At 67.5% G+C, this 21247-nt stretch carries 24 protein-coding genes and 1 pseudogene; 15 read left to right on the top strand and 10 right to left on the bottom strand.

Annotated elements, in window-relative coordinates; genetic code table 11:
- Positions 1 to 26 precede the first annotated feature (26 nt).
- From ACZ3HV_RS18905 to ACZ3HV_RS18895, 3 genes are all read left to right on the top strand, one after another.
- Entirely contained in the window at positions 27 to 314 is a 288-nt protein-coding gene (locus ACZ3HV_RS18905) for a DUF1905 domain-containing protein (RefSeq protein ID WP_465685967.1), read from the top strand.
- A 203-nt stretch (positions 315 to 517) separates the two neighbouring features.
- Entirely contained in the window at positions 518 to 817 is a 300-nt protein-coding gene (locus ACZ3HV_RS18900; protein ID WP_360359075.1) for a hypothetical protein, read from the top strand.
- Positions 818 to 858: 41 nt separating this feature from the next.
- Positions 859 to 2019, top strand: coding sequence for an epoxide hydrolase family protein (locus tag ACZ3HV_RS18895; RefSeq protein WP_465685965.1), 1161 nt, complete (start codon positions 859 to 861; stop codon positions 2017 to 2019).
- Here ACZ3HV_RS18895 and ACZ3HV_RS18890 read toward each other — a convergent pair.
- The gene (locus tag ACZ3HV_RS18890; RefSeq protein ID WP_465686319.1) at positions 2006 to 2443 is read right to left on the bottom strand and encodes a zinc-binding dehydrogenase; all 438 of its coding nucleotides are present in this window, start codon (positions 2441 to 2443) and stop codon (positions 2006 to 2008) included. The two genes, ACZ3HV_RS18895 and ACZ3HV_RS18890, sit on opposite strands and share 14 nt — an antisense overlap.
- Positions 2444 to 2718: 275 nt before the next feature.
- Positions 2719 to 2850 (bottom strand): annotated as a pseudogene (locus ACZ3HV_RS18885) (hypothetical protein); the annotation flags it as partial.
- Here ACZ3HV_RS18885 and ACZ3HV_RS18880 point away from each other — a divergent pair.
- Positions 2830 to 3726, top strand: a complete 897-nt coding sequence (locus ACZ3HV_RS18880; protein ID WP_465685963.1) for a DUF2461 domain-containing protein — start codon at positions 2830 to 2832, stop codon at positions 3724 to 3726. The pseudogene ACZ3HV_RS18885 and the gene ACZ3HV_RS18880 overlap by 21 nt on opposite strands.
- A 12-nt stretch (positions 3727 to 3738) precedes the next feature.
- Here the strand turns inward: ACZ3HV_RS18880 and ACZ3HV_RS18875 are convergent, their stop codons facing one another.
- The gene (locus ACZ3HV_RS18875; RefSeq protein ID WP_465685961.1) at positions 3739 to 4611 is read right to left on the bottom strand and encodes a helix-turn-helix domain-containing protein; all 873 of its coding nucleotides are present in this window, start codon (positions 4609 to 4611) and stop codon (positions 3739 to 3741) included.
- Between the two features lie 451 nt (positions 4612 to 5062).
- Here ACZ3HV_RS18875 and ACZ3HV_RS18870 point away from each other — a divergent pair, with 451 nt between their 5' ends.
- Positions 5063 to 5254 carry a hypothetical protein gene (locus ACZ3HV_RS18870; protein ID WP_465685959.1) on the top strand — a complete coding sequence of 64 codons (192 nt, stop codon included), beginning with the start codon at positions 5063 to 5065 and terminating at the stop codon, positions 5252 to 5254.
- Positions 5251 to 5469 carry a hypothetical protein gene (locus tag ACZ3HV_RS18865; protein WP_233714578.1) on the top strand — a complete coding sequence of 73 codons (219 nt, stop codon included), beginning with the start codon at positions 5251 to 5253 and terminating at the stop codon, positions 5467 to 5469. The genes ACZ3HV_RS18870 and ACZ3HV_RS18865 overlap by 4 nt, the downstream gene beginning before the upstream one ends.
- 233 nt (positions 5470 to 5702) lie before the next feature.
- Here ACZ3HV_RS18865 and ACZ3HV_RS18860 read toward each other — a convergent pair whose 3' ends face one another.
- The gene (locus tag ACZ3HV_RS18860) at positions 5703 to 5936 is read right to left on the bottom strand and encodes a DUF397 domain-containing protein (RefSeq protein ID WP_360359086.1); all 234 of its coding nucleotides are present in this window, start codon (positions 5934 to 5936) and stop codon (positions 5703 to 5705) included.
- A 485-nt stretch (positions 5937 to 6421) separates the two neighbouring features.
- Here ACZ3HV_RS18860 and ACZ3HV_RS18855 point away from each other — a divergent pair, with 485 nt between their 5' ends.
- The 4 genes from ACZ3HV_RS18855 (at position 6422) to ACZ3HV_RS18840 (ending at position 10434) form a co-directional block, all read left to right on the top strand.
- Positions 6422 to 7249, top strand: coding sequence for an SAM-dependent methyltransferase (locus ACZ3HV_RS18855; RefSeq protein WP_360359088.1), 828 nt, complete (start codon positions 6422 to 6424; stop codon positions 7247 to 7249).
- A gap of 243 nt (positions 7250 to 7492) precedes the next feature.
- Positions 7493 to 8227, top strand: coding sequence for a SigB/SigF/SigG family RNA polymerase sigma factor (locus tag ACZ3HV_RS18850; RefSeq protein ID WP_465685956.1), 735 nt, complete (start codon positions 7493 to 7495; stop codon positions 8225 to 8227).
- A 219-nt stretch (positions 8228 to 8446) separates the two neighbouring features.
- On the top strand, positions 8447 to 9205 hold the full coding sequence (locus tag ACZ3HV_RS18845) for a hypothetical protein (RefSeq protein WP_465685954.1): 759 nt from the start codon (positions 8447 to 8449) through the stop codon (positions 9203 to 9205).
- A 92-nt stretch (positions 9206 to 9297) separates the two neighbouring features.
- Positions 9298 to 10434 (top strand): NAD(P)/FAD-dependent oxidoreductase, encoded by a 1137-nt coding sequence (locus tag ACZ3HV_RS18840; RefSeq protein WP_465685952.1) that lies wholly within the window; start codon positions 9298 to 9300, stop codon positions 10432 to 10434.
- Here ACZ3HV_RS18840 and ACZ3HV_RS18835 read toward each other — a convergent pair.
- The gene (locus ACZ3HV_RS18835) at positions 10403 to 11341 is read right to left on the bottom strand and encodes a GbsR/MarR family transcriptional regulator (RefSeq protein WP_465685950.1); all 939 of its coding nucleotides are present in this window, start codon (positions 11339 to 11341) and stop codon (positions 10403 to 10405) included. The genes ACZ3HV_RS18840 and ACZ3HV_RS18835 overlap by 32 nt on opposite strands.
- Before the next feature lie 186 nt (positions 11342 to 11527).
- Here ACZ3HV_RS18835 and ACZ3HV_RS18830 point away from each other — a divergent pair, with 186 nt between their 5' ends.
- The 5 genes from ACZ3HV_RS18830 to ACZ3HV_RS18810 all read left to right on the top strand — a co-directional run bounded on the left by ACZ3HV_RS18830 (position 11528) and on the right by ACZ3HV_RS18810 (position 15774).
- On the top strand, positions 11528 to 12400 hold the full coding sequence (locus ACZ3HV_RS18830) for an ABC transporter ATP-binding protein (protein ID WP_465685948.1): 873 nt from the start codon (positions 11528 to 11530) through the stop codon (positions 12398 to 12400).
- Entirely contained in the window at positions 12397 to 13296 is a 900-nt protein-coding gene (locus ACZ3HV_RS18825; protein ID WP_465685946.1) for an ABC transporter permease, read from the top strand. Before ACZ3HV_RS18830 ends, ACZ3HV_RS18825 begins: the two co-directional genes overlap by 4 nt.
- Positions 13297 to 13308: 12 nt before the next feature.
- Positions 13309 to 14325, top strand: coding sequence for a zinc-binding alcohol dehydrogenase family protein (locus ACZ3HV_RS18820; RefSeq protein WP_465685945.1), 1017 nt, complete (start codon positions 13309 to 13311; stop codon positions 14323 to 14325).
- Between the two features lie 222 nt (positions 14326 to 14547).
- Positions 14548 to 14811: a hypothetical protein gene (locus ACZ3HV_RS18815; protein WP_465685943.1), complete on the top strand. Its 264-nt coding sequence runs from the start codon at positions 14548 to 14550 to the stop codon at positions 14809 to 14811.
- A gap of 144 nt (positions 14812 to 14955) precedes the next feature.
- Positions 14956 to 15774 (top strand): MerR family transcriptional regulator, encoded by an 819-nt coding sequence (locus ACZ3HV_RS18810; protein WP_465685941.1) that lies wholly within the window; start codon positions 14956 to 14958, stop codon positions 15772 to 15774.
- Here the strand turns inward: ACZ3HV_RS18810 and ACZ3HV_RS18805 are convergent.
- The 5 genes from ACZ3HV_RS18805 to ACZ3HV_RS18785 are packed head-to-tail and all read right to left on the bottom strand — an operon-like array spanning position 15758 to position 21220.
- Complete coding sequence (locus tag ACZ3HV_RS18805) at positions 15758 to 17284, bottom strand: alpha-N-arabinofuranosidase (RefSeq protein ID WP_465685939.1); 1527 nt, start codon at positions 17282 to 17284, stop codon at positions 15758 to 15760. The genes ACZ3HV_RS18810 and ACZ3HV_RS18805 overlap by 17 nt on opposite strands.
- Positions 17285 to 17299: 15 nt before the next feature.
- A complete protein-coding gene (locus ACZ3HV_RS18800) occupies positions 17300 to 18202 on the bottom strand; it encodes a glycoside hydrolase family protein (protein WP_465685937.1) in 903 nt (300 codons plus the stop codon).
- On the bottom strand, positions 18202 to 19020 hold the full coding sequence (locus ACZ3HV_RS18795) for a carbohydrate ABC transporter permease (RefSeq protein ID WP_465685935.1): 819 nt from the start codon (positions 19018 to 19020) through the stop codon (positions 18202 to 18204). The genes ACZ3HV_RS18800 and ACZ3HV_RS18795 overlap by 1 nt, the downstream gene beginning before the upstream one ends.
- Positions 19017 to 19982 (bottom strand): carbohydrate ABC transporter permease, encoded by a 966-nt coding sequence (locus tag ACZ3HV_RS18790; protein ID WP_465685933.1) that lies wholly within the window; start codon positions 19980 to 19982, stop codon positions 19017 to 19019. Before ACZ3HV_RS18790 ends, ACZ3HV_RS18795 begins: the two co-directional genes overlap by 4 nt.
- Positions 19979 to 21220 carry an ABC transporter substrate-binding protein gene (locus ACZ3HV_RS18785; RefSeq protein ID WP_465685931.1) on the bottom strand — a complete coding sequence of 414 codons (1242 nt, stop codon included), beginning with the start codon at positions 21218 to 21220 and terminating at the stop codon, positions 19979 to 19981. Before ACZ3HV_RS18785 ends, ACZ3HV_RS18790 begins: the two co-directional genes overlap by 4 nt.
- Positions 21221 to 21247: the final 27 nt, after the last annotated feature.

Raw genomic sequence — 21247 nt, 5'->3', positions numbered from 1 at the left:
CCTAGGGGTGTAGAGAGGAGCTCATCGTGAGCAACAAGACCGCAAAGCTGGACAAGACGTTCACCGCGCCGCTGCTGAAGAGCGACGCCAAGGGCGGCTGGACCTACGTGCAGATGCCCGGCTCGGCCGAGTACTTCGGCACCCGCGGCCTGGTCAAGGTTCGCGGCACCATGGACGGCCACCCCTTCGAGAGCTCGTTCATGGCCCTCGGCGACGGTACCCACAAACTCCCCGTCAAGGGCGATCTCCGGGACCTGATCGGCAAGGCGCCCGGCGAGGAGATCACCGTCCACCTGGAAGAACGCCTCGGTTGAAAGTCACCTCCGCCGGCCCGGTCGCAGTTTGAGACCGCCGTCACACAGCGTCATGTCCTGAGTAAGGAGTATGTGAAGAATCAGTCCTGACGGGCCGCTCGGGTGGGGATCGTCCGGCAACGGACCGTAAGTTCGATGGTGGGTGGTCCGTCGACGTCAGGAGTGAACGAAGTGCAACGGGGCTCACGGGGTATGCCATCGGCATGCCCACCATCAGCGGAGCCGGTCTCACCGTGACGATGCTGAACAAGATTCTCGGTATCGCCGGAGTGGTCCTGGTCTTCGCCGGGGTGCTGCTCGGCTTCCGGTCGGTCTCGTCGGCCGGGGTCGACTGCGGCTCGTCCTTCCGGCCCGCGGCGGGGATCACGCCGATGACGTGCGACAACGCGCTGAACGGCTCGAGCACGCTGGTCACGATCGTGATCAGCGCGGGTGCGCTCTGCCTGATCGCCGCTGTCACGGTCAAGGTCGTCCGCGACAAGGCGGACAAGGTCAACGCCTGAATTCGGATGCGGTCGCGCGGCTGCCGCGAGACCCTGCCGGGGTGACTGTCGACGAGTTCCACCTGGACGTGCCCGAGACCGACCTGGCAGACCTTCGAGCGCGCCTGGACCTGACCCGCTGGCCGGACGAACTACCCGGTGTCGGCTGGGCGTACGGCGTACCGCTGGGCTACCTGCAGGACCTCGTCGAGTACTGGCGGCACGAGTACGACTGGCGCAAGTCCGAGGCACGGCTCAACGAATGGCCGCAGTTCACCACCACGATCGACGGCGCGAACGTGCATTTCGCCCACGTCCGCTCGCCCGAACCGGACGCGACCCCGCTGATCATCACCCACGGCTGGCCCGGCTCGTTCGCCGAGTTCACCGAGATCGTCGGTCCGCTGACGAACCCCCGCGCGTACGGCGCCGACCCGGCCGGCGCGTTCCACCTGGTCATGCCGAGCATCCCGGGCTTCGGCCTGTCCGGACCAACCCGGGAGCCCGGCTGGGAGTTCCTGCGAGTGGCCCGTGCGTGGTCCGTCCTGATGACCCGGCTCGGCTACGACCGGTACGGCGTCCAGGGCGGCGACTGGGGTGGCGGCATCTCCCGTGAGCTCGGGCGGATCCACCCCGAGCAGGTGATCGGCGTACATCTCAATCTCCTCCCCAACTCCGGCGCCACCTCCGAACCGACCCCGGAGGAGCTCGCGCCGCTCGACCAGGCCGAGCGGGATCGCACCTGGGCCTCGTGGCGGCGCTTCCAGCAGTGGCGCAAGGAACAGCAGGGGTACGCCGACCTGCAGTCGACCCGGCCACAGACCCTGGCGTACGCCCTGACCGACTCACCGGTCGGACAGCTGGCCTGGATCGCGGAGAAGTTCGAAGCCTGGTCCGATCCCGCGTCCGAGATCGACCGCGACCACCTGCTCACGAACGTGATGCTCTACTGGCTCACGCGCACCGCTGGATCCTCCGGTGCGATCTACTACGAGCGTGCGCACGCGTCGTACTGGGGCCGGCCGACCGAGCCGTCCACCACGCCCACCGCGCTGCTCGACCTTGCCCACGACAACTTCATCCCGCTGCGCCACAAGGTCGCCCACACCGACAACATCGTCCGCTGGACCAGCCACCCGCACGGCGGCCACTTCGCGGCCCTCGAACAACCCGACATCCTGGTTGCCGACATCCGCGCCTTCTTCGCGACTATCGAATCCTGAGTATGAGCTTGCCGGTGCTCCGGCGGGCGAGCAGGTCCTCGTGCGACCGGCGGGCGTCCTCGAGCGGATACTCCACGCCGACGAGTGGCCGGAGCTTTCGCGCCGCGGTCAACGCGAGGAGCTCGGTCAACGGTTCGGCGTACCCACCCGGCAGGTCCATCGCCGGCACCAGCCAGAATCCGGCGACCGAAAGGTTGCGCTGAGCAAGAGCACTGGGATCGACGGACGGCCGGCCTTCGCGTCCGGTGTTCCCGTAGTTGACCAGCCGGCCGAACCCGGCCAGGCACTCGAGCCCGGCGAGCATCGTCGGTCCACCGGTCGAATCGAGGACGACGTCGACTCCGCGATCGTTGCTCGCGGCCCGGATCCGATCGGCGTACCCGTCCGGATCGTTGTCCACCGCAACATCGGCGCCGAGCTCCAGCGCCAGCTCGCGCTTGGCTGGTGTGGAGGCCGTCGCGATGACCTGTCCGGCGCCGAAGTGTGCTTGGCGAGCTGAACCGCCAACGAGCCGACGCCGCCGGCCGCCGCGTTGACCAGCACCGACTCACCGGGTGCGAGTCGCGCGCTGTTCCGCAGTACATGCCACGCCGTCAGCCCCTGGATCAGCAACGCGAGCGCCTGCCCGTCACCGACCTCGTCGGGTACGTCGACCACCCGGTCCGCCGGCGCGACGGCGTACTCGGCGTACCCGCCACCGGTCTCGAAGATGGGGGAGAGCACCCGCCTACCGGCCTCGGTCCGGCCGACGATCTCGACACCGGGGACGAACGGGAGCTTGACGCCGCCGCGATACGAGCCGTCGGTGCGATGCGTGTCGGCGAAGTTCACGCCGGCCGCGCTGACCTCGACGAGGAGTTGATCCGGGCTCGCGACCGGGGGTTCGAGCTCTGCAGGAACCAGGACCTCGGGGCCACCGAGCTCGGTGACCTGAAATCGCGCGCATGGTCGTCGAGCATAAGCCAGCGGCGGTGCGCCGGCCCGCGCCTGGTCTTGGCCGACGCACCTGCCCGGAGCCCTCCTGACCGAGCCCGTACCCAACTACGCCCGAAGTATGCGTGCCGAACTATCGTGGACCGCATGAGCTTCACCGGGTTCCCGGCCGCCGCGCTGGACTTCTACGACGATCTCGAGATGGACAACACCAAGACCTTCTGGACGGAGCACAAGCACGTCTACGAGGAATCGGTCCGGGCGCCGATGGCGGCGCTGCTCGGGGAGCTCGAGGCGGAGTTCGGGACGGCGAAGCTCTTCCGGCCGTACCGCGATGTCCGGTTCGCGCGGGACAAGACGCCGTACAAGACCCATCAGGGAGCCTTCATCGACGTGGCGCCGTCGACCGGGTGGTACGTCCAGGTGTCGGCGCCGGGCGTGCGGGTGGCGGCCGGCTTCTACGAGGCGAACTCCGATCGACTGGCCCGGGTCCGGACCGCGATCGACGACGACCGGCGCGGGAAGCAGCTGGAGAAGTTGCTGGCCAAGCTGACCGCAGCCGGCTGGACGGTCGGCGGCGACCGGCTCAAGACGAGCCCGCGCGGGTACGACGCCGAGCACCCGAGGATCGAGCTGCTCCGGCACAAGTCCCTGACCGTCAGCAAGTCCTACGGCTTCGAGCCGATCATCCACAAGCCGGAGCTGGCCGAGCAGGTCCGCGCGGACTGGCGGGCCACCAAGCCACTCATCACCTGGCTGACCGACAACAGCTGAAACGCTGATGCGTCAGCGCTCGAACTCCTTCAAGATCCCGGCGAGGATGTCGCGGGTCTTGTTCGGCGGCGGGGCCGCCACGCAGAGGGACTCCATGGTGGCCGTGTAGCTGTCGAGGTCCTCGAGCTTGTCCAGATAGAGCGCGCTGGTCAGGTGCTCGATGTAGACGATGTCCGGCAGGTCCTGCTCCGGGAAACGGAGAATGCTGTACGCACCGCCGGTGGCGGCGTGGCCGCCCGACTTGAACTGCATGACCTGGAGCGTCAGGTTCGGCAGGTGGGTCATCTCGATCAGGTGCTCCAGCTGCAGGCACATCGGCTTCGTGCCACCGATCGGCCGGCGCAGCACCGACTCGTCGAGCACGGCCCACAGGCGCACCGGGTCCGGACGGGTGAGGATGTTCTGGCGGTTGACCCGCAGCGCGACGCGGCGCTCGACCTCCTCGGCCGGGATCAGGCCGCGGCCGAGCTGCACCACCGCACGCACGTAGTCGGTGGTCTGGAGCAGACCGGGGACGAACTGCAGCTCATAGGTACGGATCAGCGTCGCGGCGGCCTCGAGGTCCAGATAGGAGTGGAACCAGCTCGGCAGCACATCGCCGAACCGGTGCCACCACCCGGGGTTGTTGGCGTCCCGGGCCAGCGACAGCAGCCGCTCGCGCTCCTCGCCGTCGTCCAGGCCGTAGAGGGTGAGCAGGTCGCGGACATCGCGCTCCTTGAACCCGACCCGGCCGAGCTCCATCCGGCTGACCTTGGACTCCGACGAGCGGATCTCCCAGCCGGCGTCGGACCGAGTGATCCCGGCGGCTTCCCGCATTCGCCGCAGGTGCGCTCCGAGGATGATTCGAAGCGCAGTCGGTCCGCTTTGCGCGCCCGACTCCGTCACGTTGTCCTCCCAGGCAGGCCCCACAGCTCAATCAGCGGCGACTTCGGCCGCGAATGCACATCATCGCACGCCTGGCAGGCAATCTGCCGAACTTCTTACACAAGCTCTCCGAAATCGTGCCGCTGATCACACAGTGTCATTTCGGACCATCGCGTACCGGTGAGTTTGTCAGGACAAAGCCATGTCACCATGCCCGTGCGAACAGTGTTCGCCCGGCCCGATCGGGCTCCCCGCAAGCCGGGTACGGGCGACTTCGGGTCACGAACTGGAAACCGTGCGGATGCACGTGCATCGGGCGCTTGCATTCGCAGCGTGCCGACGCCATGATTGATTCATGCACAGAAGGTGAGCTGGATCTCGCGAAAAGTGACAGCGCGCGATCCAGTAGGCCGGTCCTACAGACCCGTCAACGGCCCTCCCGTTGGCATGACTGGTTGGGGAACCCGAGTCGATGAATGACAACGACAGTGAGGCAGCCCAGCACACCGCCGACGTGAGCGGACGTGCGCCCGACGAGCTGACCGAGCGGGAGATCCAGGAACTGGTCGCGCGTTGCCCTGAGCAACAGCGCTGGGCCTTCGAGGGCTGGTTGCGCGGAGTTCGCCACCTCGACGGCGACCCGATCGTGAGCCTGGCCCCATGACCACCGACAGAGCAGTAGGAGGCCGAAAAATGGTGCGGATCTGGCTGGGAGACCACCTGATCGCCGAGTACGTTGCCGAGCCCGACCGCGCCTCGCGGTACCAGCGGGTGATGACGCCGAAGTTCACCGGATTGCGTATCACTGTGGACAATGCGGCCACCGGCAAGGCTTCCGAACTGCCCAGCGAACAGCTCTGGCCGCTCACCGTCCAGTAGTCCGCTCGCGCTCCAGCAACACCAAGGCCGACCCTCGTTCGAGGGTCGGCCTTCGTCGTCTCGGTACGGCGCTCGCCCGGTCGGCGATCGATCGCCCGCGGGCGATCGCCTGGGCCGGCCGGCCGCACGTGAGGTTTGTCGCCGACCGTCGTACCCGGGCTCTGGATCGAACACAAAGGAAGAGGCCCCTTCGTCACTCGCCTGGCGAAGGGGCCTCTTGCTTCCGGGGTCGCTCAGGCGAGGTAGTCGAACTCGCCGTCGTGAACGCCGCCGAGGAATGCTTCGATCTCGGCCTTGGTGAACACCAGTGCCGGGCCGTCGGTGTGACGCGAGTTCCGCATCGCCACGCCGCCGTCCGGCAGCTTCGCTACCTCGACGCAGTTGCCGTTGGGGCCACTCCGCTGGCTCTTTCGCCAGATCAGCTCGCTGATCGAGTCGCCGGGCATGCCGTTGTAGACAGCAGTCATCAGCTGCACCTTCCGTACGTCCTTGGCATATGCACGTGCATTTGGCCTTGCATTTGCATCGTACACGCTCCAGAGGCCCGTGTCCGCTCCCTTACGTGTAGTGATCGTGTTGCGGTCAAACGACCGTTGGCCCACTGGTTTCGGTTGCGATCCGTAGCGACGCGCCGATCTGGAGGGCGGACGGCGGCAGCGGCACGCAGCCGGGCGGGCGGCCTCGTCGTGCGCGCCGGCGGCGGTGTTCGCGAAGGCTGGGTGCGCGTCGTTAGCGATTGACGGCGCCCGGGTGGGGGAGGGTGGCAAGTGACCCTCATCCGAGGGTGGTATGTCAGGACCTGAAGTGAATCCGAAAAGCCTTATCTGCTTGACGAATCAGGCACTCCGGGGAAGTTTGGATTCGACACTCACGCCGAGCCGAACCACTGGGTCGGCAGGTCTGCAACTGCCCTACGATGACATCAAGAATTCCCGACAAGAAGGCTGCGCCGATGGCGACTTCAGACGGTCCGGATGCGACTCCGGACTTCGACACTTCCCAACCGACCATCGCCCGCGTCTACGACGCTCTGCTCGGTGGTAAAGACAACTTCGCCGCCGACCGCGAGGGCGCGGCACTGTATTTGAAGTACGTGCCGGACGCCGGCCGGTGCGCGATCGAGAACCGCGAGGCCCTGGTCAAGGGCGTGCACTATCTCGTGCGCGAGGCCGGGATCGACCAGTTCCTCGACATCGGCAGCGGTCTGCCGACGCAGAAGAACACCCACGAGGCGGCGCAGGAGATCAACCCGGACGTCAAGGTGGCCTACGTCGACAACGACCCGATCGTGCTCGCGCACGGCCGGGCGCTGCTGGCCACCAACAACAGCACCATCGTCGTCACCTCCGACCTGCGTCAGCCGCAGGCAATCCTCGACAACGAGGAGATCCGGAAGCACCTGGACTTCGGCCGTCCGATCGCGTTGATGATCGTCGGCATCCACATGCACTTCCACGACGACGAGAAGCCGGACGAGTGGGTCCGCACACTGATGGACGCCCTCGTCCCCGGTAGCTACCTGTTCATCACCGACTTCGTCGACACCGGCGAGCCGCTGCAGAAGGGAATGGAGCGGGCCGGACTTGAGAGCCTCGGCAACGGCTGGATCCGGACCCCTGAGCGGATCGAGCAGCACTTCCTCGGACTGCCGCTGGTGCCCCCTGGCGTGGACTTCCTGGCCCGCTGGTTCCCGGAGGACCCCGAGGGCGACGTTCCGGCCGCGGCGGACCTGGAGCCGTGGCAGCGGATCCTGATGGCGGGTATCGCCAAGAAGGGCTGATCTCACCCTCTGCGACGACAAGGCGCGCATCCCCGACGGGATGCGCGCCTTTTCGTATGCATGACTTCGCGCAGGGTGGGTACGACTTGAGATACGCAGGCATGACCGTGGTTCAGCTAAGTGCCACGCCGTGACGACAGTCGCGAGGTCATACCCATGGTTACGAGCATCACAGAGCGGATTTCTGTCCGCTGTTCTACTCCGGCCGATCGGGCCGCCAGAGAAGCAGCCACCCGGGAACTGATGGAACGCAGGGCTGCCAGCACCGACGACCACGAGCGGCAACAACTGCTCGAAGAGGTCGTCGAACTCAACATCGAAATGGCCCGGGGGATCGCGCGCCGCTTTCGCGGCCGCGGCGCCGAGGCCGACGACCTGGAACAGGTCGCGTACCTCGGCCTGGTCAAGGCCGCGCACCACTACCGGCTCGAGGCGGACACTCCGTTCATCGGGTTCGCTATCCCGACCATCCGGGGCGAGGTGAAACGGTACTTCCGCGACTGCGCGTGGACGGTCCGGATCCCGCGCCGGCTCCAGGAGATGCAAGGCACGATCGCCGCCAAGGTGCCCGAACTCGAGCAGGAGCTGAACCGGGAGCCGACGCCGGCCGAGATCGCCGAGCACCTCGAGGTCGAGGTCATCGAGGTCGAGCAGGCGCTCGCCGCGAAGGGCTGCTTCAATGTCCTCTCACTGGACCGTCCGGCCGAGGTCGACGCCGAGCTGACGCTGGCCGACGTCGTCGCCGATCTGGACGACGGCAGCATCGACCAACTGGAGACAGTCGAGATGCTGCAGCCGGTACTGGCCGATCTGGGCGAGCGCGAGCGGCGGATCCTGCAGCTGCGCTTCGTCGAGGGCTGGACCCAGTCCGAGATCGGCAACGACATCGGCGTCAGCCAGATGCAGGTCTCCCGCGTCCTGCGGAAGATCCTGGATGATCTGCGCGACAAGCTGGCCCCGCTGCCGGCTGCCGCCTAGTTCACCCCAACGCACCGGCCGTCGCGGCCTCGGCAACTTGTTTGCCTGCGGCGAAGTCAACCCGAGGCTGTGACGGTCGGTGTGCTTTGTCCATTCCCAGAACCTCGAGGTTCCGGCAGCCTGGTGACGACTCGCCTGTGCGTGAATGTCACACACGGAGCGACGGACCTGCACAATGGGGGAGGACGAGGGGATAGGTCGTTGCTGTTGGCCTTGCGGATGATCAGGACGGTGCCCGCGGACGCGCTTGCTGTGGTACGCGCGTATCCGCCGATGGTGGTGTGCTTCGCGGCAGCGCTGACCGGTACCGCCCTGGTGTTCGACGTCTTCTATCTCGTCGCGAGCCCGGGCCTCACGCTGGCGCTGGTCTATACGGTGCCGGTGCTGGCAGGCCTGATCGCGGGCTTGGTGGCGGCGGCCGACGACGTCGACCTCGCGCAGGGGGTGCTGGTCCGCACCAGCGGTCTGGCCGTTGCCCTCGGCATCACCAACGCGATCGTGGTGGCGATGATCGCCGCGATGAACCGGACCGACCCGTCGAACTGGGCGGCCGGTGGCCAGGCGGTGCTGTTCGCCGGGTGCACGGTGTTCGCGGTGGCCCTGTCGATCGTTGCCTGTCGCAAGCTGATCGATGCGCTCGGCATCGAGCTGCGGACGAAGCTGCCGCGCCGCGCGGTCCGGAAGCCGGTCGCGGCCGCGTCGGTGGCGAGGATCGCGGCACCTCGGCCTCGGGTGAGTAAGGAGTCCGCGGCGCGGGCCAAGCCGGCTCCGGTCGTCGAGGCCCCGCCGCCATCGCCGGATGACGAGGAGACCATCCCGGTCTTCGTACCGCGGCCACCGAAGGTGGTCGACCTGGACGAGGCTCGTCCGGTCACCTCGTCGAGTCAGTTCAGCGGACTGTCCGAGAGGGCGATGCCGCGCCCGCGTCGCACCGGATCTCGGCGTAACAACAAACCGGGGAAACGCCCGGGGACATAGTAGGGAGAGAGCCGCGGAGCCTGACGCGGTGCCTCTAGCATCTCGCGGATCACGCTGCTGCCACACTGGGATGGGTCGCAGGGGAGGTCGCTGTGTGGGATCTGGTGGTCGTCGGAGCCGGGCCGGCGGGGGCTTCGGCCGCGCTCGGGGCGCTGGCCGCCGACCCGAGTCTCGCGGTGCTGCTGCTCGATCGGCACGACTTCCCCCGGGACAAGGCGTGCGGCGACGGCATCGCGCCGCACGTGCTCGATCTGCTCGCCGGGGTCGGCGTCACCGGACTCCTCGACGACTGGACGCCGGTACGGCGGTTCGCGCTGACCCGCGGCGACGTCGGAGTGGACCGCGAGATGGCGCGCGCGAACTGGGTGGTGCCGCGAACCGTCTTCGATCAGCGGCTCGTCGAGGCGGCGCAGTCGGCCGGTGCACGGCTCGTCCGTCGGCGGGTCCGTGGTCTCGAGATCGATCATCGGTCGGTGCTGGTGGACGGCGAGCTCCATGCCCGGTTCGTCGTGGGCGCCGACGGTGCGCATTCCGTCGTACGGCGGGATCTTGGGGTGAAGCCGGGGCCGGCGGCGCTGGCGATCCGCGGGTATGCGCCGACGCCGGTGGCGCGGGCCGCTAGTCAGGTGATCGCGTACGGTCCGGGGCGGCAGCCGTCGTACGCGTGGTCGTTCGACCGTGGTGACGGCTGGTCGAATGTCGGGTACGGCGAACAGTTGACGAGCGACCGGCCTCGCCCGACCCGGGCCGAGCTGCTCGCACACCTGGACGCATTGTTGCCGGGCGCAACGGATGGCGGGGAGTCGTGGTGGGGACACCATCTACCGCTGTCCGGGTGGTCCTGGCGTCCGGAGGCGGGTCCCGTGATGCTCGCGGGCGACGCTGCCGGGCTGATCAATCCGATGACCGGCGAGGGCATCTACTACGCCGTGGCGACCGGCCTGCTCGCCGGACGTGCGGTCGCCGATGCGCTGCGGGCGGGCAGTTCCGATGCGGGTACGCCGTACCGTCGCCGGACGACTCACCTCCTGGCGCGGCATCTGCGGCATACCGCGCTGACGGCGCAGCTCACCCGCTCCGGTCGCGTGCTCGATGCCGGGATCCGCGCGGCCGCCGGCCACCAGGGCATCTTCGACGACCTGGTCGAAATCGGCTTGGCCGATGGCCTGATCACCCCGCGACTGCTGCGGGGACTGGTCAGCGGAGGGCGCGGAGCTGGGCCGGAGTGAGCCGGGCGTGGTTGGGGATCGCGCGATAGGTGTCGTCCAACTGGTCGAGTACGACGGGATCGCAGTACTCGGCGTATTTGGTCGCGTTGGCGAGGGCATCGGTGATCCGGGTGGGCGGCCAGTCGAGGGCGGTGGCCAGTTGGTCCGCGGTGAGTGGGCGGGCCGCGTGCAGGAGGGCCGCGAGGAGTGTGAACGCGTCGTCGATCACTTCGAAGGCGGGGCCGCCGGACATGTCCTCGCCGAGGCGGTGGAAGAAGTCGGCCATCTGTGTGAGGCGTTCGCCGGCTGGGGTCTCGCGGCCGAGCAGGTCCGCGCCTTCGGTTGCGGTCTCGGCCCAGTTGAGGTTGGTCCGGGCGCTCACCTGCCAGGCCTTCAGCCACACCTCTTCGGCGATGACGTAGTGCTGCAGGCGGCGGTGCGGGTCCGGTTCGCGGTGGACCATGCCGACGTGTTCGAGATAGCCGATCGCCTTGGAGATCGACGCGGGGCTGACGCGGAGCTCGCGGACCAGGTCGGCCGCGGTCAGGCTGGCGGAGTCGGCGGTATAGAGCAGTGCGAGGACGCGCGACGCCATTCGGGGCAGACCGCCGTCGACCATCATCGCCGCGAACCGCTCGACGTACTCGCGTCGCCGGCGATCGGCGCCTGAGGCCTGCTGGGCATCGGCGCCGGCAGCATCGACTCTGGCATCGTCGGTGGCCGGCTTGCGGCGGCGGGCTCGGGACACCGTCGCGTAGTGGGCATGGTCGGCGCGGTATCCGTGGGCGCCGCCGTTGCGGGCGACCTCGCGGCTGATCGTCGACGTGGGGCGATCGAGGTCCCGGGCGATCTCGGCGTACCCGCGTCCTTCGGTCAGGCCGGTCGCGATGTCGAGCCGGTCCTGGTGGCTCAGCCTGCCTCCGGGCATCGGGGATCCTCTCTGCGTTCACCGTCAGCTCATTGCAACGAGTGTCAACCTGGGTTGCATTCTGCGTCAGGCTCATTGCACAGATTGCCAGGTTTCCCGAGGCTTTGCACTCCTTTCGGGCTTGACCGGGATTGCCGGTGTGGTGAATGCAACGTAGCTTTCAGGCACTTGTGAAGGAGGTGGACGATGGTTCTGGCGGTCGACGGTCTGCGGATGCGGTACGGCGGCACCGAGGTTCTGCACGATGTCTCGTTCCGGGCCCGGCCGGGTGAGGTGGTCGCCCTACTCGGGCCGAACGGCGCGGGGAAGAGCACGACGATCGAGATCCTGGAGGGGTTCCGGCTGCGGTCTGCCGGGAACGTCGCGGTGCTCGGAGTGGATCCTGCCGAGGGCGACGAGCGATGGCGATCCCGGCTCGGCATCGTGCTGCAGTCCTGGCGCGACCACGGCAACTGGCGGGTGCGTGAGCTGTTGCATCACCTCGGCTCGTACTACGCGCCGTACTCGAGTGCGACCGCCGTACGGCCTTGGGAGACCGGTGAGCTGTTGGAGGCGGTGGGACTCGGCGCGTACGCGGCGCAGAAGATCAAGACGTTGTCCGGTGGGCAGCGGCGCCAGCTCGATGTCGCGATCGGGATCGTCGGGCGGCCGGAACTGCTGTTCCTGGATGAGCCGACCGCGGGGTTCGATCCGGAGGCGCGGTACGAGTTCCATGATCTGGTGCGGCGGCTCGCGGTCGAGCAGGACACCACGATCCTGCTCACGACACATGACCTCGACGAGGCGAGCAAGCTGGCGCATCGCATTCTCATTCTGACCGGCGGCCGGATCGTCGCGGCCGGGACGACGGCCGAGCTGACCACGCTGATCGCGGGGGAGGACGAGGTCCGGTGGATTGTCGACAATCAGCACTTCCGAAAGTCGACACCGGACTCGACCGAGTTCGTCCGCGACCTCTTCGCGACGTACGGCGCCGCCGTCCGCGAGCTCGAGGTCCGCCGGGCCTCACTGGAAGGGACGTACCTCGCACTCGTCCGAGGACAGGAGTTTGCGTCATGAAACAAGGAGGAACCGTGGAGCGGACGGCGTCGGGGGCGGGCGCGCGGGGGATGTCGCCGCGGGCGGCGGCGGTCCGGGCGGGGTGGCGGCGTGGGGTGATCGAGTTGCGGCAGTCGTTCACCAATGGGGGTGAGTTGTTCAGTCACTTCCTTTGGCCGGTGCTGATGCTGGCCGCGCTGTTCTTCCTGCGACACAGGGATTTCGGCTCGACCGGGTTCCTGCTCGGCGCGCTGGCCCTGCCGAGCATCCTCGGAATGAACGCCGCGATGGGCATGGTCAGCATGAGCCAGCAGCTCACCGCCGATCGCGAGGACGGCACCTTGTTGCGGGCCAAGGCGATCCCGAACGGCATGCTCGGCTACCTCGTCGGCAAGGTCGTCTCGGTGGCCGGCGGGCTGCTCGCGGATCTCGCCATCCTGCTGATTCCAGGATTGTTGATTGTCGACGGTCTCGCGCTCGGATCAGCGCACTGGCCGACCCTCGGGTGGGTGCTGCTACTCGGTCTGATCGCGACATTGCCGATCGGGGCGATCCTTGGCTCGGTCTTCACCACCGCCCGGGCACAGGGCCTGATCCAGTTGCCGGTGCTCGCGCTGATCGCGATCTCCGGCATCTTCTATCCGATCACCGCGCTGCCCGGTTGGCTGCAGTGGATCGGGCATCTCACCCCTGTCTATTGGATGGGGCTGGGCATGCGGTCGGCGCTGCTCCCGGACAGCGCGGTCGTCGTCGAACTCGGCGACTCGTGGCGTCACCTCGAGACGGTCGGCGTGCTCGGGATCTGGGCCGTGGGTGGGTTGCTCCTGGCACCCGTCGTACTGCGCCGGATGGCTCGCCGGGAGTCCGGCTCGAAGATCGCCGAACACCGGGAGCGGGCCTTGCAGCGCGTCGCCTGAGATCGTTGGTTCATGGCCGATCTGATGGATGTGTGGGCAGTCGAGCGGCCCGGCCCGATCGACGACGGGCCCTTGCGGCGAGTACGTCGTACTGTGCCGGAACCCGGATCCGGCGAGGTGCTGGTGAAGGTCGAGGTCTGCGGAATCTGCCGGACAGATCTGCATCTGTGTGAAGGAGACCTGGAGCCGCGGCGGCCGGGCGTCGTACCGGGGCATCAGGTTGTCGGTGCGGTGGTCGATCGTGGACCGGGCGCGGACCGGTTCGCGAACGGCGACCGGGTGGGGATCGCCTGGCTGCGCGGGACCTGTGGGGTGTGCGAGTTCTGCCGGGCCGGAGCCGAGAACTTGTGTCCGCGGTCGACGTACACGGGCTGGGATGCGGACGGTGGATTCGCCGAGTACGCCGTCGTGCCGCAGGACTACGCGTACGCACTGCCGACCGACCGTCCGGCGGAAGAGCTCGCGCCGTTCCTGTGTGCCGGGATCATCGGCTACCGCTCCCTGCTGCGAGCGAACCTGCCGCCGGGCGGTCGCCTCGGCCTCTACGGGTTCGGATCGAGCGCGCACCTCACCGCTCAGCTCGCGACCGCGCAGGGCGCCGAGCTCTTCGTGCTGACCCGTGGCGAACAGAATCGGGAGTTGGCGCGCGCCTTGGGTGCCGCGTACGTCGGGGAGACCGCCGACCGACCGCCCGTGCCGCTGGACTCGGCGATCGTGTTCGCCCCGGCTGGTGAGGTGGTGCCGTACGCGTTGGAGGCGCTCAAGCCCGGTGGGACGGTGGCGGTCGCGGGGATCCACCTGAGCGACGTGCCGGTGCTGAACTACGAGCGTCACCTCTTCCATGAACGCGACCTTCGCAGCGTCACGTCCAACACCCGCCGCGACGGGGAGGAACTGTTCCGGCTCGTCGCTCGGCTACCGGTCACGGCCCACGTCAATTCGGTGAGATTCGACGCGGTGGATCGGGCGCTCGCCGACGTGGCCCACGGCAGGGCGGCCGGCTCCCTGGTCGCCGTACTCGACGCCTGAACCAACCTCCGCCCAGGGTGAACAGTTCGCGCCCGGAGATCGTTAGAACTGAGTGAAGATTCGATCAGGGGCTGGGTCCGGGCTTCAGCGGAGGCTGCTAGCTGCGTTAGATTTGATCAAATCTTAGGTGCTAGCCAGGGAGCGTGAGGGCCGTATGCGGGATCTGACCAGGCAGGTGTGGTCGGTCCTGGCTGCCCGATGTGCCTCCCCGCGAGACGGGCAGTGCTGAGCAAGGTTCTCGGCGCGGTGGGTGTGGTCCTGCTGATCGCCGGGGTGGTCTTCGCGGTTCGTCCGGTCCACGTCAACGGTGAGGCCTGCGGTTCGGTCTTCCAGCCCGAGAAGGGCATCACGCCGATGCAGTGCGACGCCCGCCTGCGCAGCCGCGGCGATTTCGTCACCGGCTTCGGCGCCGGCGGAGTCGCCGTCGTCCTGACCGGCTTCGCGGTCGCCGCCATCCGCGACCGCCGCACTCGCGTCACCTCCTGACCCGGACCTGCCGCACTCACCAACCTCACCAGCCTCGCCGGCGGCGACCGTCGGCCGGCTCCTGAGCGGGACCCGGTGGACACTTGATGAGTGCCGGAGGTCCGCTGTTGACCTTGACACTGTGTCAACCGGGAGGGTGGAGGCATGTTCACCATCGGAGACTTCGCGGCGTTCGGGCAGGTGTCTGCCCGGATGCTTCGGCACTACGACGCGATCGGGCTGCTCCGGCCGGCGGTCGTCGACGGCGCGACCGGCTACCGGTACTACTCGGCTGAGCAGTTCAGCAGGCTGAACCGGATCATCGCGCTGAAGGATCTCGGCTTCACGCTCCAGCAGGTGCACGAGATCGTCGACGCCAAGCTGTCCGCCGAGGAACTGCGCGGCATGTTGCGGCTGCGACAGGCCCAGCTCGAGGACGAGCTGGCCCGCAGTTCGGCCCGGCTGACGAGTGTCGAGGCGAGGCTCCGGCTCATCGAGAGAGAAGGTCAGATGCCTACTGATGACGTCGTCCTGAAGCACATCGCCCCGACCCGGATCGCCGAGTTGTCGGCGATCTCAGCGAGCTACGACGGTGCGGACATCGGTCCGGTCCTCCAGCCGTTGTTCGGCCAGCTGTTCGAGCGCCTCGGTGCCGCCGGCATCAATCCGTGCGGTTCGCCGGTCGCGTACTACGAGGATGCCGAGAACGAGACGATCCGCGTCCACGCCGCCGTACCCGTCGATGCGGGTACGGCGGCGGACGTCGAGATCACCGAACTCCCCGAGCTCGCGCAGGCCGCGACCATCGTGCACAAGGGCGACATGATGGAAGCCGAACGCAGCATGCAGACGCTGGCCAAGTGGATCGAGGACAACGGCTACCGCAGCCAGGGCTATGCCCGGGAGGTCACACTCCAGTTCGACATGGAGAACCCGGCGAACTGGGTGCACGAGTTCCAGATCCCGGTCACACGGCCACACTGACCGTCGCGAAGGAGTGCGGCGGTAGGGTGACCCGCAGTCCGCGGGGCTCTGGTTCCAGCCCGGTCAACGGGACCGGAGCCACCGCGGCCGGGTCGCTCGTCGTGTTGTACGACTGCGGCTTAGATGCCGTCAGCAACCGTCCCACAGGTTCACGGACGTCGGCACCGCGCAGGTCCAGTACGACGTCCAGTGACGCACCGGGATCCAGGTTGCTGACCGACACCAGCGCCCGCCCGTCCTTCACCGACGCCGAGGCCGACACCAGCTCCATCGCCTTGCCGTCCAGCTCGTACGGCGTCGGTTGCTCGACGACATGCACCGGTACGGCGACCGCGTCGTGGTGCCCCTTGTTCATCTCGAAAACGTGGTACGTCGGGGTCCGCACGAGCCCACCGTCTTCGTCGGTGAGCAGCATCGCCTGCAACACGTTGACCGTCTGGGCGATGTTCGCCATCACCAACCGGTCCGCGTGCCGGTGGAACACGTCGAAGTGCAGGCTCGCCACCAACGCGTCCCGCATCGCGTTCTGCTGGTACAGGAACCCGGGGTTCGTGCCCGGCTCGACGTCCCACCAGGTGCCCCACTCGTCGAGCACCAGGCCGACCTTGTGCTCGGGGTCGTACGCGTCCATCACTGCGGAGTGGCCGCGGATCACCCGCTCGATGTCCTGCGCCTTGATGATGGTCCGGTAGTAGTCGTCGAGGTCGAAGTCGGTCGCGCGGCCTTTGTTCTCCCAGGTCCCGGCGACCGTGTAGTAGTGGAACGAGATCGCCTGGAAGATGTTCTTCGGGTCGCGCCCGCAGCCCAGGCAGCTGATCGCCTTCATCAGCGCCTCGGTCCAGTTCAGGTCGTCGTCGGACGCACCCGCGGCGATCTTGTACAGCTTGTTGTCGCCGTGGTCCCGGCAGAACGTCGCGTACCGGCGGGCCAGATCGGCGTACGCCTCGGCGCGCATGTTCCCGCCGCAGCCCCAGGTCTCGTTGCCGATACCCCAGAACGGCACCTTCCACGGCTCGTCGCGGCCGTTGACCTTGCGCTGCCGGACCATCGGGCTGTCACCGTCGCGGGTCAGGTACTCGACCCATTCGCTCATCTCCTGCACGGTCCCGCTGCCGACGTTGCCGTTGACGTACGGATCCGCGCCGAGCAACTCGCACAACGCCAGGAACTCGTGGGTGCCGAAGTGGTTGTTCTCCTCGACGTTGCCCCAGTGCGTGTTGATCATCGACGGCCGGTCCGCCTTCGGCCCGATGCCGTCCTTCCAGTGGTACTCGTCCGCGAAGCAGCCACCCGGCCAGCGCAGGTTCGGGATGTTCAGCGCCCGCAGCGCCTCGACCACGTCGAGCCGGATCCCGCCCTCGTTCGGCAGGCCGGAGTCCTCGCCGACGTAGAAGCCGCCGTAGATGCACCGCCCGAGATGCTCGGCGAAGTGCCCGTACAGATGCCGGCTGATGGTCGGACCCGGTACGTCGAGATCGATCACGACCCGGGCAGAAGATGCTGAAGACAACGAACTCTCCTTGTGCTAGATGCTGCGGCGTAAATCCAGTGCGACAGGCGCGTTCCGGTCGCAGACGAGCCGGTCTCCGTCCGCCCACAGTACGGCGACATGGACGTCGGTCAGCCGGCGCGGATCGGCTACACCCACGCCGGAGGTGCGATGGGTGAAGTAGAAGATCCACCCGACGTGCCGACCATCGGCGTCCCGGCCCACGACAACATCGGCGTGGTGACCGAATCCGCGGTCGGGCTCGTCCAGGATCCGGCCGGCCGGCTCCCACGCGGTCAGGTCCCGCGACCGGTGGACAGCCTGTCCGCGCCAGTCGTCGGTGATCATCCAGTAGAACTCACCGAGCCTGAACACGTTCGGCCCTTCGTGAGGAGCCCCACCGATCACCTGGACAGGCTCCGACCACGCGGTGAGGTCCGGCGAGTCCACCGACCAGGTCGTCGAGCCGTGCGCCTCGTCCTTGTACCAGAGCCGCCACCCACCGGTCGGCAGTTCGTAGGCACACGCGTCGATGACCCGATCCGACGACAGCGGCAGCACACCGTCGTACCGCCAATCGGTCAGGTCCGTCGAGGTGTGGTGCAAGATCGTGCGCGGGTGACCTGCCCACTGATCCGGTACGCCGGTGATGTAGCTGGTGAACATGTGGTACCGATCGCCGGCCAGGATCACCTCGGGCGCCCAGAGTGTGTTCCGGCCCGGATGCGGATCGATGCCCGCGGCAACACCGTCGTACTGCCAGGTCAGGCCGCCGTCGAACGAGCGCGCGACGCCGATGTCCGTGCCGTGCACCCAGCGGTGCCCGTCGTCCGGCTCGTGCGCGCGGCGCTGCGTGTAGAACATCCACCATGAGCCGTCCGGCCCGGCGATCAACGCCGGATCGGTCGGCGCCAGATGGACCGGATCCGTGTAGAGCATCAAGACTTCACGCTTCCTGCCAGGAGGCCGCTGACGATGTGGCGCTGCGTGAGGATGAAGAAGACCACCATCGGGATCAGCACCAGAACGCTCATCGTCATGAACGCCGGCCAGTCGGTCGAGAATTCGCCGACCGAACGGTAGACCTGCAGCACCAGGGTGGCCTTCTCCGGCGAACTCAGGAACACGTTCGGGGTGATGAAGTCGTTCCAGATCCCCATCGTCTGGAAGATCCCGACCGTGACCAGGATCGGCCGGATCAGCGGCAGCACGATCCGCCAGTAGATCTGGAACGCCCCGGCGCCGTCGATCCGCGCCGCCTCGATGATCTCGAACGGCAGCCGGCTGATGTACGCCTGGATCAGGAAGTAGCAGAAGATCGCGCCGCCGGAGTAGATGATCACCAGCCCGCGCAACGTGTCGACCAGTTCCGCCCCGACGAGCATCCGGTACAGCGGGATCAGCGTCGACTGGCCCGGCACGATGAACCCGAGCAGCAGCAGTGCCCCGAAGATCCGGTTGAACCGGCTGGCCCGCATCGCCATCGCGTACGCCGCCGTCGAGCCGACGAACAGCTGGACCAGCAGCGCCGCGATCGTGACCAGCAACGTGTTCAGGAAGCTGCGCCCGAGCGGCACCGTCTCGAAGATCCGCTGGTAGTTGTCCAGGAACAGCCGCGTCGGCAACGCCAGCGGCGACCGGGTCATCTCCTCCTGCGTCTTCACCGTGTTGACGACGATGTAGTACAGCGGTACGCCGACCAGACACGCCAGCGCGATCATCACCACGCTGGTGATCGGAGACCGTCGTTGTTTCACAGCACTCTCCGTTCGATTCGGCGGGAGGCCCAGAGTTGGGCGACCGCGACCAGGGCGACCGCGAAGGTGAACAGGACAGCCAGGGCGGACGCCAGGCCGTAGCGGCCCTGTGCGACGCCGCTGGTGATGATCGACTGCGTGATCGTGTACGTCGAGTACCCCGGACCGCCCTTGGTGAGGGTGAACGGCAGGTCGAACACCTTGAGCCCGCCGGTCATCAGCAGGAAGTTGCTGATGACAATCGCCGGCGTGAGCAACGGCAAGGTGAGGTGGAAGAACTGTTGCCGCGCCGAGGCGCCGTCGATGGTTGCCACCTCGTAGTAATCGGTCGGAATCGACTGCAGGTAAGCCAGATACAGCATCGCGTGCCATCCGGCGCCACCCCAGACAGCGACCACGATCACCGACAATCGCGCCAGCGTTGCATCCGACAACCAGGGGTACGGCCCGGCGTGGAACAGACTCTCCAGGACGGAGTTCAGTACGCCGGAGCCGAGCGGCGACAGGATGTAACCCCAGACCAGGCCCAGGATCGCGATACTCGGGATGGCCGGGAAGAAGAACACCGACCGGACGAAGTTCCGGCCGAAGAACTTCTTGTTCAGTACGACGGCCAGCGGGATCGCGCACGCCGTGATCAGCACCGCCGTACCGATCGTGTAGGCGAGCGTGAATCCGAGGCCGGCCAGCATCGACGGATCCGTGAGGACCTTGTGGTAGTTCGACAGCCCGACGAACTTCACGTCGGCCGAGTAGCCGGTGAAGTCGGTGAAACTCCAGTAGAACGTCTGCGTCAGCGGCACCACCAGGAGCACCACGAAGACCAGGGCCACCGGCACCAGGAACAGCTGGTTCGCCGACGTCGCCCGCGCCTTCTCCCAGCTGAACCCGGGACGTGGTCGTTCCGCTCCGGCCCGGACCTGGGAGGTGGTCCGGGCCGGAGCGAGTTGGCTTGTGGTCACGACGTACTCGCGAGCTTGGTGTCGAGGGCGGTCGCGACCTGCTCGGGGGTCGCCTTGCCCTGGACCAGCAGCTGCAGCTGCGCGGTCGCCTCGACGTTCAGGATGTCCTCGGCCCGCTTCCATGCGATCTGCGGGAGGTAGACGTTGCCGGCCCGGACGTCCTTGACGATCGGGCTCAGCGCCGGGTCGAGCGTTGGCTCGAAGTCGGTGGTGACGGTGATCGCGCCGGTCGCCTTCTGGTACAGGGCCATCGCCTCGGGCGTGTCCAGGAACGCGAGGAACTTCTCCGCGGCCTCCGGGTTCTTCGCCTTCGCGTTGATCGCGTAGCCCGGGCTGGCGGCGCCGGCCAGGTACGGCTTGCGGTCGTCGATCCCGGGGATCGGCGCCATCTCGATCTTCAATTTCGGCGCCGCCTTGCGGACCCCGGGGATGTCCCACGGGCCGGCGACCATCATCGCGACCTTGCCGGTCGCGAACTCGGTCCGGACCTGGTCACCAGTCAGGCCGACGACCGCCGGCGTGACCAAGCCTTCGGTCCACAGCCGCGACCACTGTGTGAGCGGCTCGACCCAGTAGTCCTTGAACTTCGCGGACCCGTCGAAGATCTTCGTGTCCATCGAGTTGCCGTCGGCCGCGCTCTCCGCGCCCAGGAACGCCGACAGCGGCGTGGACATCGCCTGCACCGACTCCAGGTACGGCGTGACCCCGGCGTTCTTCAGTTTGTGGCACAGGGCAAGGAACTCGTCCCAGGTCTGCGGGATCGTGGTCGCGCCCGCCTTGGCCAAAAGGTCCTTGTTGTAGAGGATTCCCGCGCCCCACGACGCCACCGACAGGCCGTACACCGCGCCGTCGGAGCCGGAGTACGTGGTCTGGTTGAACTTCGGCACGTTCTTCAGGAACGGCTTGTCCTTCAGATCGACGACATGCTTGCCGTTGATCAAGTTGGTCTTGTTCTCGGCGGCGATCGCGAACACGTCGGCCGCCGTACCGGACAGGATCCGCGACTGCAGCGTGGAGATGTACTCCGCGACCGGCGGGGCGTTGGAGAACTCGACCTTCAGGCCGGGATTGTCCTGCTCGAACTTGGCGATCAGCGGCTTCATCGTGTCTTCTCCGTCCCAGGAGAAGAAGGTGAGTTTGCCGCTGCCACCGCCGCTGTCCGACGAACCGCCACAGGCGGCGAGCGGGACGGCGAGCGCGACGGCAGCCAGGGCGGCTACTGTACGGCGCAGTTTCATCGCGAACTCCTTACGTAAGGTTGGGGC

This window comes from Kribbella sp. NPDC020701 (assembly GCF_055562215.1).
This window is presented reverse-complemented; position numbering and strand designations above follow the sequence as displayed.

Excerpts from the sequence above, each read along its gene's own strand:
- ACZ3HV_RS18865 (WP_233714578.1), top strand. The coding sequence starts at position 5,251 with ATGACCACCGACAGAGCAGTAGGAGGCCGAAAAATGGTGCGGATCTGG.
- ACZ3HV_RS18870 (WP_465685959.1), top strand. The coding sequence starts at position 5,063 with ATGAATGACAACGACAGTGAGGCAGCCCAGCACACCGCCGACGTGAGC.
- ACZ3HV_RS18845 (WP_465685954.1), top strand. The coding sequence starts at position 8,447 with ATGATCAGGACGGTGCCCGCGGACGCGCTTGCTGTGGTACGCGCGTAT.
- ACZ3HV_RS18820 (WP_465685945.1), top strand. The coding sequence starts at position 13,309 with ATGGCCGATCTGATGGATGTGTGGGCAGTCGAGCGGCCCGGCCCGATC.
- ACZ3HV_RS18800 (WP_465685937.1), bottom strand. The coding sequence starts at position 18,202 with ATGCTCTACACGGATCCGGTCCATCTGGCGCCGACCGATCCGGCGTTG.
- ACZ3HV_RS18830 (WP_465685948.1), top strand. The coding sequence starts at position 11,528 with ATGGTTCTGGCGGTCGACGGTCTGCGGATGCGGTACGGCGGCACCGAG.
- ACZ3HV_RS18835 (WP_465685950.1), bottom strand. The coding sequence starts at position 11,341 with ATGCCCGGAGGCAGGCTGAGCCACCAGGACCGGCTCGACATCGCGACC.
- ACZ3HV_RS18900 (WP_360359075.1), top strand. The coding sequence starts at position 518 with ATGCCCACCATCAGCGGAGCCGGTCTCACCGTGACGATGCTGAACAAG.
- ACZ3HV_RS18880 (WP_465685963.1), top strand. The coding sequence starts at position 2,830 with ATGCGTGTCGGCGAAGTTCACGCCGGCCGCGCTGACCTCGACGAGGAG.
- ACZ3HV_RS18825 (WP_465685946.1), top strand. The coding sequence starts at position 12,397 with ATGAAACAAGGAGGAACCGTGGAGCGGACGGCGTCGGGGGCGGGCGCG.
- ACZ3HV_RS18860 (WP_360359086.1), bottom strand. The coding sequence starts at position 5,936 with ATGACTGCTGTCTACAACGGCATGCCCGGCGACTCGATCAGCGAGCTG.
- ACZ3HV_RS18810 (WP_465685941.1), top strand. The coding sequence starts at position 14,956 with ATGTTCACCATCGGAGACTTCGCGGCGTTCGGGCAGGTGTCTGCCCGG.
- ACZ3HV_RS18785 (WP_465685931.1), bottom strand. The coding sequence starts at position 21,220 with ATGAAACTGCGCCGTACAGTAGCCGCCCTGGCTGCCGTCGCGCTCGCC.
- ACZ3HV_RS18850 (WP_465685956.1), top strand. The coding sequence starts at position 7,493 with ATGGAACGCAGGGCTGCCAGCACCGACGACCACGAGCGGCAACAACTG.
- ACZ3HV_RS18855 (WP_360359088.1), top strand. The coding sequence starts at position 6,422 with ATGGCGACTTCAGACGGTCCGGATGCGACTCCGGACTTCGACACTTCC.